14 protein-coding genes are annotated in these 13,224 nt (G+C 48.2%); 6 read left to right on the forward strand and 8 right to left on the reverse strand.

Annotated features, from left to right (window positions below; all coding sequences use genetic code 11):
* Window positions 1-93: 93 nt before the first annotated feature.
* Window positions 94-321 (reverse strand): hypothetical protein, encoded by a 228-nt coding sequence (locus BBR47_RS18490; RefSeq protein WP_015891958.1) that lies wholly within the window; start codon window positions 319-321, stop codon window positions 94-96.
* Window positions 322-600: 279 nt separating this feature from the next.
* Here BBR47_RS18490 and pdaA point away from each other — a divergent pair, with 279 nt between their 5' ends.
* Entirely contained in the window at window positions 601-1,386 is a 786-nt protein-coding gene (gene pdaA / locus BBR47_RS18495; protein WP_015891959.1) for a delta-lactam-biosynthetic de-N-acetylase, read from the forward strand.
* 69 nt (window positions 1,387-1,455) lie between these two features.
* Here pdaA and aspA read toward each other — a convergent pair whose 3' ends face one another.
* Complete coding sequence (gene aspA / locus BBR47_RS18500; RefSeq protein WP_015891960.1) at window positions 1,456-2,880, reverse strand: aspartate ammonia-lyase; 1,425 nt, start codon at window positions 2,878-2,880, stop codon at window positions 1,456-1,458.
* 159 nt (window positions 2,881-3,039) lie between these two features.
* Here aspA and BBR47_RS18505 point away from each other — a divergent pair, with 159 nt between their 5' ends.
* Both BBR47_RS18505 and BBR47_RS18510 read left to right on the forward strand, forming a co-directional pair.
* The gene (locus BBR47_RS18505) at window positions 3,040-3,546 is read left to right on the forward strand and encodes a Gmad2 immunoglobulin-like domain-containing protein (RefSeq protein ID WP_015891961.1); all 507 of its coding nucleotides are present in this window, start codon (window positions 3,040-3,042) and stop codon (window positions 3,544-3,546) included.
* 362 nt (window positions 3,547-3,908) lie between these two features.
* Window positions 3,909-4,655, forward strand: a complete 747-nt coding sequence (locus BBR47_RS18510; protein ID WP_015891963.1) for a YwaF family protein — start codon at window positions 3,909-3,911, stop codon at window positions 4,653-4,655.
* Window position 4,656: 1 nt separating this feature from the next.
* Here BBR47_RS18510 and BBR47_RS18515 read toward each other — a convergent pair whose 3' ends face one another.
* The gene (locus BBR47_RS18515; RefSeq protein WP_015891964.1) at window positions 4,657-5,535 is read right to left on the reverse strand and encodes a LysR family transcriptional regulator; all 879 of its coding nucleotides are present in this window, start codon (window positions 5,533-5,535) and stop codon (window positions 4,657-4,659) included.
* A gap of 145 nt (window positions 5,536-5,680) precedes the next feature.
* Between BBR47_RS18515 and BBR47_RS18520 the strand changes: the two genes are divergently transcribed.
* Together BBR47_RS18520 and BBR47_RS18525 are read left to right on the forward strand one after the other, a co-directional pair.
* The gene (locus BBR47_RS18520) at window positions 5,681-6,577 is read left to right on the forward strand and encodes a DMT family transporter (protein WP_015891965.1); all 897 of its coding nucleotides are present in this window, start codon (window positions 5,681-5,683) and stop codon (window positions 6,575-6,577) included.
* A gap of 123 nt (window positions 6,578-6,700) precedes the next feature.
* A complete protein-coding gene (locus BBR47_RS18525; protein WP_015891966.1) occupies window positions 6,701-7,180 on the forward strand; it encodes an SRPBCC family protein in 480 nt (159 codons plus the stop codon).
* 82 nt (window positions 7,181-7,262) lie between these two features.
* Here BBR47_RS18525 and BBR47_RS18530 read toward each other — a convergent pair whose 3' ends face one another.
* Window positions 7,263-8,861 (reverse strand): amidohydrolase, encoded by a 1,599-nt coding sequence (locus BBR47_RS18530; RefSeq protein WP_015891967.1) that lies wholly within the window; start codon window positions 8,859-8,861, stop codon window positions 7,263-7,265.
* A 223-nt stretch (window positions 8,862-9,084) separates the two neighbouring features.
* On the opposite strand from BBR47_RS18530, the gene BBR47_RS18535 reads away from it, so the two are divergent.
* Window positions 9,085-10,395 carry an MFS transporter gene (locus BBR47_RS18535; protein ID WP_041749517.1) on the forward strand — a complete coding sequence of 437 codons (1,311 nt, stop codon included), beginning with the start codon at window positions 9,085-9,087 and terminating at the stop codon, window positions 10,393-10,395.
* A 174-nt stretch (window positions 10,396-10,569) separates the two neighbouring features.
* Here the strand turns inward: BBR47_RS18535 and BBR47_RS18540 are convergent, their stop codons facing one another.
* The 4 genes from BBR47_RS18540 to BBR47_RS18555 all read right to left on the reverse strand — a co-directional run bounded on the left by BBR47_RS18540 (window position 10,570) and on the right by BBR47_RS18555 (window position 13,089).
* A complete protein-coding gene (locus tag BBR47_RS18540) occupies window positions 10,570-10,851 on the reverse strand; it encodes a hypothetical protein (RefSeq protein ID WP_015891969.1) in 282 nt (93 codons plus the stop codon).
* 281 nt (window positions 10,852-11,132) lie between these two features.
* Complete coding sequence (locus tag BBR47_RS18545; RefSeq protein ID WP_015891970.1) at window positions 11,133-11,483, reverse strand: YolD-like family protein; 351 nt, start codon at window positions 11,481-11,483, stop codon at window positions 11,133-11,135.
* A complete protein-coding gene (locus tag BBR47_RS18550) occupies window positions 11,480-11,851 on the reverse strand; it encodes a hypothetical protein (RefSeq protein WP_041749518.1) in 372 nt (123 codons plus the stop codon). The genes BBR47_RS18545 and BBR47_RS18550 overlap by 4 nt, the downstream gene beginning before the upstream one ends.
* Window positions 11,848-13,089, reverse strand: coding sequence for a DNA polymerase IV (locus BBR47_RS18555; RefSeq protein WP_015891971.1), 1,242 nt, complete (start codon window positions 13,087-13,089; stop codon window positions 11,848-11,850). Before BBR47_RS18555 ends, BBR47_RS18550 begins: the two co-directional genes overlap by 4 nt.
* Between the last annotated feature and the right edge of the window lie 135 nt (window positions 13,090-13,224).

The raw sequence follows: 13,224 nt of genomic DNA on the forward strand, positions 1-13,224 counted from the left end.
TCCATCCTCATTTTGAAATATGTTTAATATTACAGAATGCAACTGAAAAAAGATACGCATGAAAGCGTATCTTTTTCCCCTTATAAAAATCAATTAGGCGTCATCGGAATCTTCGTCGTCAGAATCTTCTTCATCGGAATCCTCTGCATCAGAATCTTCTCCGGCATTGTCTTCTTCATCTTCTTCATCGTCATCGTCATCGTCGTCATTATTGCCGAAGTATAATTTTTTCGTAGTGCCATCTTCGTATTCGATTTTTACTTCCATTTCTTCTGCACCTTCACCAAGTGCCTCACGTAATTGCTCTAACCATTCGTTCATGTTAACTACACCTCCTGGTTATAGATGATCTCTTGGCAGCATTTGCCAACAGCTTTACTGTCGACATTGATACTATATGAAGAGTTCCTTTTTCATGTATGGACAGTTGTCCCCGTCCTCACAGTAGACTTTTACACAGCTTGCCTTTGCAAGTAACGCATGTACTTAACAAGCTTGTTGCATACGTACCGGTTACATATTTGGAAGTAGACTGGACAAACTTTTGATGGAATCGACTTCAATACATCACGACTTTACAACAGAAGGGAGAGCTTATTCTTGAGCAGACGATGGATCAAAAGCTTGTTGGTCGGGATTAGCTTGTTGCTTACAAGTGCCTTGCCAGTTGACTCGATTATGGCCTCACCAGATCACCCGTACCATTTTGGATTTAAAAAGAGCAAGAATGGTCAGTTACCCTCTATCAACGAGGAGGGCTTTAAAAGTATTGTGGATCGTCACGGTGCGGTTTTTTTAGGGGATACCACGAAAAAAGAGCTTTATTTGACTTTTGATAACGGTTATGAGAATGGCTTTACACCAAAGATTTTAGATACTCTTCTCGCCAAAAAAGTTCCTGCCATTTTCTTTGTGACAGGGCACTTTGTGAAGGAACAGCCCGAGTTGTTAAAGCGAATGGCAAAAGAAGGACATCTGATTGGTAATCATTCCTGGAGCCACCCCGATATGACAACCGTACCGAATCAGAAAATCAAAGACGAACTAACGAAAGTAAGTGATGCCGTCCAGCAAGTGATCGGGCAAGCGAACATGCGTTACTTGCGACCTCCCAGAGGAATTTTCAGCGATCGCACACTTGCTGTAACCAAAGATTTGGGCTATACCAATGTTTTTTGGTCGGTTGCCTATAGGGATTGGGATACCAAAGTCCAACGTGGGGCAAAATACGCTTATGATAATGTGATGGCCCAATTGCATCCCGGCGCTGTTATTCTGCTCCATTCTGTCTCCAAAGACAATGCAGAGGCTCTCGGGACGATAATCGATGAAGCACGCAAGCAAGGCTATGAATTCAAGAGCTTGGATCAGCTTCCGAAAAAGTAGGGCAAGCCTCCCTTTTGCAAGCAAAAACTCCCGCTGCTTCGCATGTGCAAAGCGCGGGAGTTTTTGGGTTTAGTCGCGATCCAGCAAGGATGCTCCAGCAATACCTGGATGCGTCATTTCAAATGGATCGAGAATCAGATCCAGTTCTTCTTCTGTCAGTACATTGTGTTGCAAGCACAGCTCACGTACAGACTTTCCTGTCAAAATAGCTTCGCGGGCAATGCGTGCAGCAGTCTCATAACCAAGATGAGGATTTACCGCTGTGATGACGCCTACGCTTTTTTCCACGTATTCTTTCATGCGCTCGCGGTTTGCCTCGATTCCTTCCAAGCAGTGACGCGTAAAGACATCGAATGCATTGTCCATAATGCTGATCGATTGCAGCAAGTTGAAGACAAGCACAGGCTCCATCACGTTCAGTTCTAGCTGACCTGCTTCAGATGCCAAACAAATCGTATGGTCATTTCCGATGACCTGAAACGCTACTTGGTTGATGAGTTCTGCCATGACCGGATTGACTTTTCCTGGCATGATCGAGGAGCCTGGCTGACGTGCTGGCAAGGAGATTTCCCCCAGTCCAGCTCGAGGTCCGGATGCCATCAAACGCAAGTCATTCGCGATTTTAGACATATTCATCATGCAAACTTTCAGTGCTGCTGATACTTCTGTATACGCATCCGTGTTTTGTGTAGCATCCACGAGATGCTCTGCACCTGTCAGTGGGAAGCCTGTGATATCGGCAAGATGCTTGACTACTGTTGTAATGTAACGAGGGTCAGCATTCAAACCCGTTCCTACCGCAGTCGCTCCCATATTTACTTCGTATAAATGCTGACGAGATTGCTTAATACGCTTGATGTCGCGTTCAAGCACTCGACGGTATGCTTCAAATTCTTGGCCCAAGCGAATCGGAACCGCATCCTGCAAATGCGTTCTGCCCATTTTAATGACATCATCGAATTCTTTTGCTTTTTGGCCAAATGCATCATGCATCTTATCCATCGTTACGAGCAACTTTTCCAACAGGGTGAGTGTTGCAATATGAATCGCTGTTGGGAACGCATCGTTGGTAGACTGAGACATGTTGACATGTGTATTTGGGCTTAAGTGGAAATAATCTCCTTTTTTCTCACCAAGCATCTCAAGACCACGGTTCGCGATCACTTCGTTGGCATTCATATTAATCGAAGTACCTGCTCCACCCTGGATCGGATCGACGATAAATTGATCATGCCATTTTCCTTGCATGATTTCTTCCGCCGCAGCAACAATCGCATTTCCTAACCGCGGATTCAATCTGGAAACTTCCATATTTGCCATTGCAGCTGCTTTTTTTACCATTGCCATTGCATTGATGAGGGAAAAATGAAGACGGTACCCGGTGATTGGGAAGTTTTCCGTTGCTCGCATCGTTTGCACGCCATAATAAGCATCTACTGGAATTTGCTTCTCGCCAAGAAAGTCTTTTTCCACTCGAAACGTCTGTTGTTCCATTGTTATCAGACCAGCCTTCTAGGAATAATGGTTGCTACTTCCCCTCCATTCTACCACAGTTTCATGCAGGAAGACTCATCCACCTGAAACTCTATTATTCGTTTTTACGTCTTACTATTTGTAGGTACCATTTCATACCAGACAGAATCGAGGGATACCATGAAAAAAATGCTTTTGCTGCTGTTGACGATCGGCTTGCTGCAAGGATGCTCGAGTGGCACAGATAGCCCTTCCACTCCAACAGAACAACAGAAGCCACCTGTTGCAACGAAGCCCGAGACACCTACTTCTGAGCCACCCGCAACCACCCAACCTACAACGCCTGAAAAGCCACCAACGAATCAAACAGGTCAACAGGAGACTGTCTATGGCAATGATATTTTCCGCAATGTCACTGTGAAGAAAACCGCCCAAGACACGTATGAAATCAAAGGACAGGCGAGCGTGTTCGAAGCTGTACTCAATTATGTCGTAGAAGATGGACACAACGAGCTGACGCAAGGTTCCGTGCAGGCTTCTACTGCTGCTCCTGACTGGGGAGATTTTACCCATACACTGAAAGTGAAAAAAGCGGAACCGAACAGCACACTGACACTCATCTTGTTTGAAACAAGCATGAAAGACGGCAGCCGAAGAATGGAACTGATCATTCCTCTCCCGGAATAAGGCCTGCAAAAAAATCAGACCCTCTCTATGAAAAGAGAGGGTCTGATTGAAAGGGTCTATTATTAGATAGCAGTAGACAGTCAGTTGCCGTATGCCTTGCTGTTACTTTTACTCGCCTTGTTCTTCCTTGAAGCATTCCATGCAGAGTGCACCATTGTTATCGATTTCATACTCGGTCAAGCGAGCTTGACAAGACTTGCATGTTTTTTCCGTGAGCACTAAGTTCAAGACTATATCTCCTCTCAATGATGTAAACTAGTCTATTTATATTATAACCAATGATTTATATCAGAAAAACTTCTATCTGTTAAAATTTCGTGAATTTTCAAATATAAAAAATAATAAACAAAGAGGAGCCCATCATGACCTCACCCTATTTTTCACTTTTCCTGACAGGAGAGCCGTTTCGGCTGTTTTCCTCTTCTCACGTTATTACCTTGATTCTTGTGCTCTGTCTGGTCATGCTCACCTATTTATTTCGGCAAAAGCTCAAAGCCCCGACACATCGACTCACTACCCGTTACGTACTTGCAGGTGTCTTGCTTTTATCAGAGGTTTGTTATCAGCTTTGGCATGTTTATACCGAGAGCTGGACGGCTGCTTACACATTACCCTTGCAGCTATGTAGCGTGACTCTCCTGCTTTCTGCCGTGATGCTGATGATGCGAAGCTACCGACTGTATGAGATTACGTTTTTTGCCGGGATTGGCGGCGCGATGCAGGCATTGCTTACCCCCGAGTTGTTTTATCCATTTCCGCATTTTCGCTTTGTGCATTTTTTTGTAGCCCACGCGGGAATCGTCCTTGCTTGCTTGTACATGACATGGGTAGAAGGCTACCGCCCGACTGTCCGTTCGATCTGGAAAACGATGGGCTTTTTAAACCTGCTTTTGCTCGTCGCACTTTTCGTCAACCAATGGACCGGTGGAAATTACTTATTTGTCTCTCGCAAACCGGACAATCCCAGTCTGATTGACTTTTTGGGCCCGTATCCGTGGTACATCGTTTCGTTGGAAGGAGTAGCCCTCGCGTTGTTTTTCTTGTTGTACCTGCCCTTTGTCCGAAAGCAGCCGCTGGCGAAGGAAGTCAAGAGCGATTTGTCTGTCTGAATCACGCTTGCTGCTCGTTCACCCAATCGGTTACACACTGCAAGAAGCGTTTGGCAGCCGGTGACTGCTTGGCAAAAGAGGTTGCTGCCACCCCCAGCGAGCGGTAATGCTCCCCTTCCAGCGGGATCATCCGAATATTGGCTGGCAAGCGAAACAAAATCATTTCCGGGAGAATGCTGATCCCAAGCCCATTTTGCACCATGGCAATAATTGCGTGATCATCCCCTACTTCATATTTGATTCGCGGCTCAATCTGATACTGCGCCAACAAACGCTGTATATCATTGTCACAGCCCGTCTTCGGCATGATAAATGTCTCTTCGGCCAGTCGGCTCACATGCACCCGCTCCTCTTTGTAGAGCGGGTGTTCCTCTGTCACCAGCAAATACATCTGATCCTTTTTTAAAGGAATCCATTCCAAATCCTCTGTTGTTGGTAAGGAGACGAAGCCAAAATCAATCTCTCCGGTTTGAATCCAACTTTCAATTCCATCGTAATACCCTTCCATCAGCTTAATCTCGATCGCCGGATACTGGTCTTGGAACCGCTTGAGGATTCCTGGAAGCCATTGTGTGGATACACTCGTGAAGGTTCCAATTCTCACCGTTCCGACCTCCAACCCATTGATCGCAAACACCTCTTGTTTCATCCGCTCATGACAGCGCAAGGTCTCACGCATGTACGGAAGCAGTCGCTCCCCATTACTCGTGAGGCTGATACCTGACCGTCCTCTGGTCAAAAGCGAAAACCCAAATTCCCGTTCCAGACTCGCAATCGCATGGCTGATCGCTGATTGTGTTAGACCTAGTATTTCTCCAGCTTTGGTTAAGCTCCCTGACTCAATAACGGTGATCACTACCTCAAACTTGTTTAAACTCACCCTTCTTCGTCCCCTTTACATGAATCGGATTCATGAAAATCATCACAAACATTCATTTTTCTTATTCAAACGATACTCGTATACTGTTTATGGCGCAACACTGATTAGGACCCGCTTTTTCCCGGGCAAGGAGGCTTATTTCATCATGAAACCGCAAGTGAAAGCCGATTTGGCAATGATTTTGGTCACCCTGTTTTGGGGAACCTCGTATGTGTTTATGCAAATGGGATTAAAGGATTTGGAGACTTTCAATCTGATTGGTATCCGCTTTGGCATTGCTTTTCTACTTGCAGCCGCCTTGTTTCATAAACGATTACGTGGCACGAATCGAAAAACAATGCTTCATGCATTCATACTCGGCGCGCTCCTTTTCGGGGTTTTTGCCACCATCACGAACGGAGTGAAATCAACGACAGCTTCCCAAGCAGGTTTTCTCGTTAGCTTGACCGTTATCTTTGTTCCGCTCTTATCTATTCTTTTGCGAAACCGTCCGGAAAAAAGAGTCTTTGTCGGCGCTGGACTGGCCATGATCGGTATTGGCCTGCTCACACTAAGCGCTGAATTTCGCATCAGCCAAGGAGACCTTTTGTGCATCGCTGGTGCCCTCTTTTACGCTACACATATTACCGTAACAGGCCGATGGGCCAATCAATCGGATACGATCCAGTTGGGAATTTACCAGCTTGGCTTTACGGCGCTGCTGGGCATTGTTTTTTCATTTACACTGGAGACCCCGACATTACCGCAGACTACAGAGGCTTGGATCGCCGTGCTCGCCCTTAGCGTACTGTGCAGCGCAATTGGCTTTGTCGTTCAAACGGTGGCCCAAAAATATACGACCGCTACGCACACGGGTGTTATTTTTTCCTTGGAGCCAGTCTTCGCTGCCTTGTTTGCCTTCCTGGTCACAGGCGAAACACTGTCTCTACGCGGGTACATAGGCGCAGGTCTCGTTTTGATCAGTGTGCTGATTGCAGAAATCGATGTGAAGAGCTTACTGCGCCCAAAGCAGCTGACAAAAAACCCGACTCACTTATCCTGAGTCGGGTTTTGCGTATGGGTCATGCAAGAGAGCAATCTGAAAGAAATCCATGCCAGATTTATTTGCTATGATGGAAAAAATGAGTGTATCCATGACGACACTACTTAGTATGGAGGGATGGACATGAATCAAAACAATGAAGCAAATAAAATCGCAACGCAAGTAGGCGAATGCGAGATTGTGATCACCCGCGTATTTGATACTCCACGCGATCTTGTGTTTGATGCTTGGACGAAAGAGGAGAACCTGTCGAAGTGGTGGGGGCCTCTGGGTTTTACGATGACTTCTGAGAAGTTTGATCTAAAACCGGGCGGTACATGGCAGTTTATCATGCACGGTCCTGATGGCGTTGATTTTCCCAACACCAACGTCTTTGTCGAGGTCGTTCAACTTGAGCGAATCGTTTTCAAGCATACTGTATTTCCTCATTTTCTAGCGACAGCCATCTTTGAGGATCTGGATGGCAAGACCAAACTTACTTATCGCACCGTTTTTGAAGAAACGACGGCTGTATTCGATAAGGTGAAAACATACGCCGTCCCAGGTGCCGAACAGACCATGGATCGTCTTGAGGAGCATCTAGCAAGTATGTCTTCACAGTAGATCGTTCCATAAAACAGCGACAGTCCAGGACTTTCCTTTCTTGTCCAGGGCTGCCGCTGCTCTGATTTTTCGGGTTATTTTTTCAAGACGTGTAGCACACTTTTCCACCAATGATGGTCATCATGACCTTTGTCGAAAGCAGCTCGTCTGGATCGATGGTAAACAGGTCTTTGGAATAGACGGTCAGATCCGCATATTTTCCTCGAGACAGCGTGCCTTTGATATGATCCTCGTTGGTCACCTGTGCACTGCCCAATGTAAACAGATGAATGGCTTCCTCCATCGTCAGTTTTTCTTGCGGGAAATATCCATCGTGCGTGTCTCCCGGTGCTTTGCGGGTGACGGCTGCGTGTATCCCCAACAGCGGATCGATTGGTTCTACCGGGGTATCCGAGCCCGCCGCGCAAATGATTCCGTACTCCATCATCGTTTTCCAGATGTACGAGTGTTGAATCCGTTCCTGTCCTACCCGATCCATTACCCACGGGAAGTCTCCTGCGAGAAAACGCGGTTGGATATCTGCGATCCGATGAGGATGCTTCAAGCGTTCCAGCAGGTCCGGCCGCAAGATTTGTGTGTGTATGAGGCGATCCCGATAGGCGACTGCCGGAAACTGATCCAAGCTGTCCAGCACCATTTCCAGTGCTTTGTCGCCAATGGTGTGTACAGCGATAGGCATCCCGAGTTCACGTGCTTGCCGAACCAGCTCTGTCAGCTCGCCTTGCTCATGCACAGGATAACCGCTGGTACTCGGATCATCAGCGTATGGGGCTGACAGGTAAGCCGTCCTACGTCCTAATGCTCCATCTGCAAAAATTTTCACCGCACCGATTTGCACATGAGCGTTGCCGTAACCTGCCGTCATTTTTAAGTCGCGCAGCTCATGCATATGCGGATAGTAGACAAGCAGGTTACTGCGCAGCGCAAGCTCTTCACCATTAATGAGCTCATCATAGAGCCGATACGTTTGCTCAAGTCCGCCCAATTCACGCAAATCCTCCGTATGTGCCCCTGTCAATCCATGCGCCATTGCATAGCGAATCGAGCTGCGCAGGCTTTGCTTCAACTGATCGTAGTCAGGTCTTGGAATATGCTTCGTAATCAGGTTGGAGGCCGTTTCCAACAACATGCCCGTTGGCTTTCCATTCACAGGATCATGTACTATGACTCCTCCCGCTGGCACCTCCATATCACGATGATAGCCACATAGCTCCAATGCCTTGCTGTTGACCAAATTCGCATGTCCACATATTCGTGCCAGAAGAATTGGGCAATGTGGAGCAACTTGATCAAGCTCGTCGATAGTAGGAATGCCACCACCATCCGCGAATAAATTCTCATCCCAGCCGTAGCCTTGTATCCACGCATTTTCTGGTGTGGCTTGTGCTTTTTCTTTCAAGAGAAGCAGCATCTCGTCCTTGGAACGAGCTTTACTTAAATCCAGCTGCAAAAAGGTGAGACCGAGCCATCCCAAGTGCAGATGGCTGTCAATCAATCCCGGAGTAGCAGTATATCCTTGCAGATCTATGACGGTTGCATCACTACCTCCGTATTGAAGAAGCATGTCCGCATCGCTGCCCAAGTCATGCACAATTCCATCTCGAACAACTAATGCTTGTACGAACAAATGCCGGGAATCTCCTGTGTAAATGCGTCCATTTCTGAAAATGGTTGTCGTCATCTCGTGACCTCTTTTCTGTTCGCTTCTGTTATTTTTCGTATGCCTATCCCCTCTTAATTTGTTTGCTGCTAGTCTTTTTCCTCCTTGAAATGAAATAACGTTCAAAAAATTGCGACCTTCGCTTTTCCATTTGGGAAAACATGGTGTTTCCTCACTTCCCTGTTGAAAGCAGCAATGGTAGGGCACGTTATGTTCATGTCCTATTTTTACGCGGAGGGAACGTATGCAACAAAAAACAAAAAAACGCCTTCCATCCTTCCTTCAAATGCAGGAGTCCCTTGGTCTAAAAATGTCGCGCCATAAGCCTTCTGTGCAAAAGCCATCCGGTCGGCTGGACACTCAAGCTAAGCTGCTGCTCCTGGTCAACGCCGTATTTATTGCCGCTGGCTCCCTTTCTGGCACGTTTGTAAACGTCTATTTGTGGAAGGTAAAAAGTCAATTTGCGCCGATCGCTTGGTTTACTTTTGCCGCTCATCTTGCGGGTGCTCTGACCTTCTGGCTTGCGGGCTGGTACGTGAAGCGTCTGAACAAAATGAATGTCCTGCGTGCCGGAATGGCCGTTTCTGCCCTTTTTTATTTGCTTGTTCTTCTGGCAGGTCCCAAAGCTGTCTCTTATGCCGTACCGCTTGGGCTCGTTCAGGGTATAGCGAGTGGGTTTTTCTGGCTTTCGTTTAATGTGGTGTACTTCGAAATCACGAATGCCGATAACCGCGACCTTTTCAACGGTTGGGCAGGGTTGCTTGCTTCCATTGGCGGCATGCTCGCTCCATGGATATCGGGCTTGCTCATTACGCGGCTTCCGGGCAACAGCGGCTACTCCCTTATTTTCGGGATCTCTCTTGCCCTATTTGTCGTCGGTGTGTTCATCAGCTTTTTTCTTAAAAAACGTCAATCGGAAGGGACGTATTCCTGGAGCTTTTCCTTACGTTGTTTGCGAGAGGAGCCCGAGTGGCGCTGGGCGGCAGGGGCTTTGGCTGGTCAAGGACTGCGTGAAGGTGTATTCGGCTTTGTGATCGGTCTACTCGTCTACATTTCCACGAGAAGCGAGATGACACTCGGCAACTACTGGTTGACTACATCTGCCGTCGGACTTGTGAGCTACTTTCTGATCGCCAAATGGTTCTCTCCTCGCTTTCGCAAGTGGGGAATGCTCACTGGCTCTGTCATCATGTGGGGGATTCTCTTCGTATTTTTTTGGCAGGTGAGCTTTACGACTCTGCTTATTTTCGGGATTGCCGTGTCCATCGCTTATCCGCTGTTTTCTGTGCCCATGCTCTCCACGATTTTTGATCTGATTGGCACGAACGAAGAGAGCGCACGCAACCGGGTCGAGTATGTCGTGCTCCGAGAGTTTGCTCTGGACGTTGGTCGGCTGGTGGGGATTTTGATCTTTCTGCTAGTAACGTCCTTGAGCGTCTCTCCTCTTACACTGAACTGGTTGATTCTGTGTATCGGAATTGGCCCACTCATCGCGTGGGTGTGCATGACTAAGCTATTCCGTCACGTCCCTGCGACTAAAAAAGCAGACAACTGAACGAAGTTTGCGCCCATACCTAAACAAAACCCGCTTCGGCTGACTTTCCTAGCGGGTTTTGTCACTGATACTGATGTCCACCTTTATGAAAAACGTCGAGGCGTTTTTCACACAAAAAAACCTTTCCGACTTGGAAGCTTGCTCCTACAGGAAAGGTTACGTTGTTTTTTTCGATTATGGTTGGACTACTTTTTCTTTCGCTTTCGTTACGATGTGGTGACCGAGCGGCAAGCCACGCTGCTCCAGCTCATTAGCTGTCACAATATGGAGCGTCTCACTTTTACACGGCATGGGCATCAATCCGCCCAATGGACTCATCACTCTTCCGATCGTGTCTGTCTCAATGAGCACGTACAGGCCTTTTTCCTCCAATTGTTGCATGAATTCTCCCCAACGCTTGGAAGTAATCTGATCGGCGTGCTTGGTGAATATGACACCCATTTCTTGTGCTAGCATGTTAAATCTCCTTTGTTCTATCCGTCAAATATATGCTTCAAAAGATAATCTAACAATACAGGGAAACCTCCCTTCTGGCAAAATCCGTGTAAGCCAAAAAAACACGAAAAACGGCTGTTTTTGACCGCTTTTCGTTTCAGGAATCTCACATCTTCCTCGCACACACCGTTTCAACGCGGCACGCTGTTTTTTGCCGCTTGCTTTTGAAAAAGGGGCCTATTTTTGCCGATTTCTTGAGTAATTCTCATGCCTTGCCCATCATGTACCTGTATTTCCTCGATTTAGAAGCTCGCTGCCAGCTCCACATGCAGCAGTCGGGCAAAAGGAACCCAGTGAATATCGGAGCCAGCCCGAAGCTTGAGGCGTCTCGCCGCTTGATCAATATGGATAATGTGGGCAGACAGGCGGCGCGGCTCTCGCCCGTCATAATAGGTCAACGTCAGGATGCTCTCTGTCTGGAACGCCTGCCATACCAGTTCGCTCAAGGCGCTGAGCTGCTCCTGATCCAGCTCGGGTGGTACATAGCGGCGCTCTTCTTCCTTGATGCGCAAATACATTTCCCGATGCTCCGGCAGCACAAACCGACTGGCCACGAATACATTTTCCTTTTTGGACACGCGTTTTTCCCTCATTGCTTGCTCTCTCCTCGCTGTTCATATCGGGTCCACAAATGGACGAGCTCCTGACACTCTGCCCGCAATACCTCAATCGTATAGATCGCTTCTCGCGCATACCCGCGTTGTCGATAGTGGACGACATACATATGTCCCTGACGTCGTGAACTGACGACCGTGCACCCTCTCTGCCGCAAGATGCGACGTAGCTGGTGATGCTGCCGCTCCGCCCACCGCGAGAGCTCATCGAACATCATCTGATAAGAAAACTTCAACGGCACAATCCGCATCTGCCCCAGATCGGCCATGACTGCCCGAAACAAAATGCCAAATAAAATATACTGGCGTATCAATTCCTGCTCGTCAGACACCATCGGCTCCGTCACTTGTAGTGTCCTCCGATCTTACGCGCGCGCTCTTTCGCCTGTCCCGCTTCCAACACAGAGGCGGCGCGCAGGATGGCGTCCTGACCGTATCGGCTCCGGATATCATCCATGGCTTGTGCCAACGAACGCCGCTTGTGATTGTCCGTAAACAGATTGAGTTGCACCACGTTGTCAGGGACAAGCTGCCCCAGATTGACCCCGATACTGCGGACGGGCGTTTCCTGCCAATGACGGTCAAACAGAAAGCAAGCCGCTTCGTACAAAGTCATGGCATCATTCGTCTGTTCCGTGAGCTTCATCTGCCGTCCAAAGCCCGTTCCAGCAGCCAAATCGGCCCCACGACAGCCCACAGACAGTACGGAGCCCATCAGCTCCTTTTTCCGCGCCCGACGACACACTTCTTCGCACAGCTCTAAAAGCACCACTTTGATTTCCGATGCTGTATGGTAATCCCGCGGCAACGTCATGTGATGACCGATCCCTTTTTGCGAATCATAGGAATCCAAAGCCACGGGTGAATCGTCGATTCCGTGAGCCGTGCGCCACAGCACTTCCCCGTTCACTCCCCAATGTCGGGTGAGGATGGCTGGCCTCATATCTGCAAGCTGTCCGATCTGATAGACGCCCATTCGATGAAAATGCCGCTTCATGCGTGAGCCTACTCCGAACAGCTTTTCAATCGGAAGCTTCCAGAGCGTATCCGCTAACGTTTCCCGCTTGAGCCAAAAAACGCCTTCTTCCCGTTTCTTGGCGAAATTATCGCAGGCCATCTTGGCCAGTACCTTGTTCTCTCCGATGCCTACCCGACAGTTGATTCCCGTCTCCATCCAAACGCGCTGCCGAATCTGTGCAGCCATCTGCAACGGATCACCAAACAGGTGGACGCTGCCTGTTACGTCGAGAAACTGCTCATCGATCGAGTACGGCTCCACCTTGTCAGTAAATGCCTCGAATATGCGAGTGATTTGCATGGAGATGCGAATGTACATCTCCATGCGCGGACGAACAACGACGAGCTGGCGACACTTCTGCTGCGCCTGCCACAGCGCTTCGGCAGCGACCACTCCGTATGACTTGGCAATCGGGCACGCTGCCAGCACGACTCCGCTACGCCGCTCTGGATCGCCCGCGACGACAATTGGTTTGTTTCGCAGCTCTGGATTGGCCCCTTTCTCGATACTGGCATAAAAGCTCTGCATGTCGATCAAAAACACGATCCGCTTGTTCGCATTGGACACACGATCATCCCCTAAATAAGAACTTATGTTCTCTTGTTGCTTTGTTCTTATTATAGCAAACAAACGTTCGCTTTTATGCCTGTCTCGCGCAAAAAAAAGTTGGTAATTATTTCTTTTCAGACAAGCACACGTCGG

This window comes from Brevibacillus brevis NBRC 100599, from assembly GCF_000010165.1.
GTDB lineage: Bacteria > Bacillota > Bacilli > Brevibacillales > Brevibacillaceae > Brevibacillus > Brevibacillus brevis_D.

Bases quoted from the DNA above. Each gene is read 5' to 3' on its own strand.
- BBR47_RS18490 (WP_015891958.1), bottom strand. From the start codon at position 321: ATGAACGAATGGTTAGAGCAATTACGTGAGGCACTTGGTGAAGGTGCA.
- aspA (WP_015891960.1), bottom strand. From the start codon at position 2,880: ATGGAACAACAGACGTTTCGAGTGGAAAAAGACTTTCTTGGCGAGAAG.
- BBR47_RS18505 (WP_015891961.1), top strand. From the start codon at position 3,040: ATGAAAAAAATGCTTTTGCTGCTGTTGACGATCGGCTTGCTGCAAGGA.
- BBR47_RS18510 (WP_015891963.1), top strand. From the start codon at position 3,909: ATGACCTCACCCTATTTTTCACTTTTCCTGACAGGAGAGCCGTTTCGG.
- BBR47_RS18520 (WP_015891965.1), top strand. From the start codon at position 5,681: ATGAAACCGCAAGTGAAAGCCGATTTGGCAATGATTTTGGTCACCCTG.
- BBR47_RS18525 (WP_015891966.1), top strand. From the start codon at position 6,701: ATGAATCAAAACAATGAAGCAAATAAAATCGCAACGCAAGTAGGCGAA.
- BBR47_RS18530 (WP_015891967.1), bottom strand. From the start codon at position 8,861: ATGACGACAACCATTTTCAGAAATGGACGCATTTACACAGGAGATTCC.
- BBR47_RS18535 (WP_041749517.1), top strand. From the start codon at position 9,085: ATGCAACAAAAAACAAAAAAACGCCTTCCATCCTTCCTTCAAATGCAG.
- BBR47_RS18540 (WP_015891969.1), bottom strand. From the start codon at position 10,851: ATGCTAGCACAAGAAATGGGTGTCATATTCACCAAGCACGCCGATCAG.
- BBR47_RS18545 (WP_015891970.1), bottom strand. From the start codon at position 11,483: ATGAGGGAAAAACGCGTGTCCAAAAAGGAAAATGTATTCGTGGCCAGT.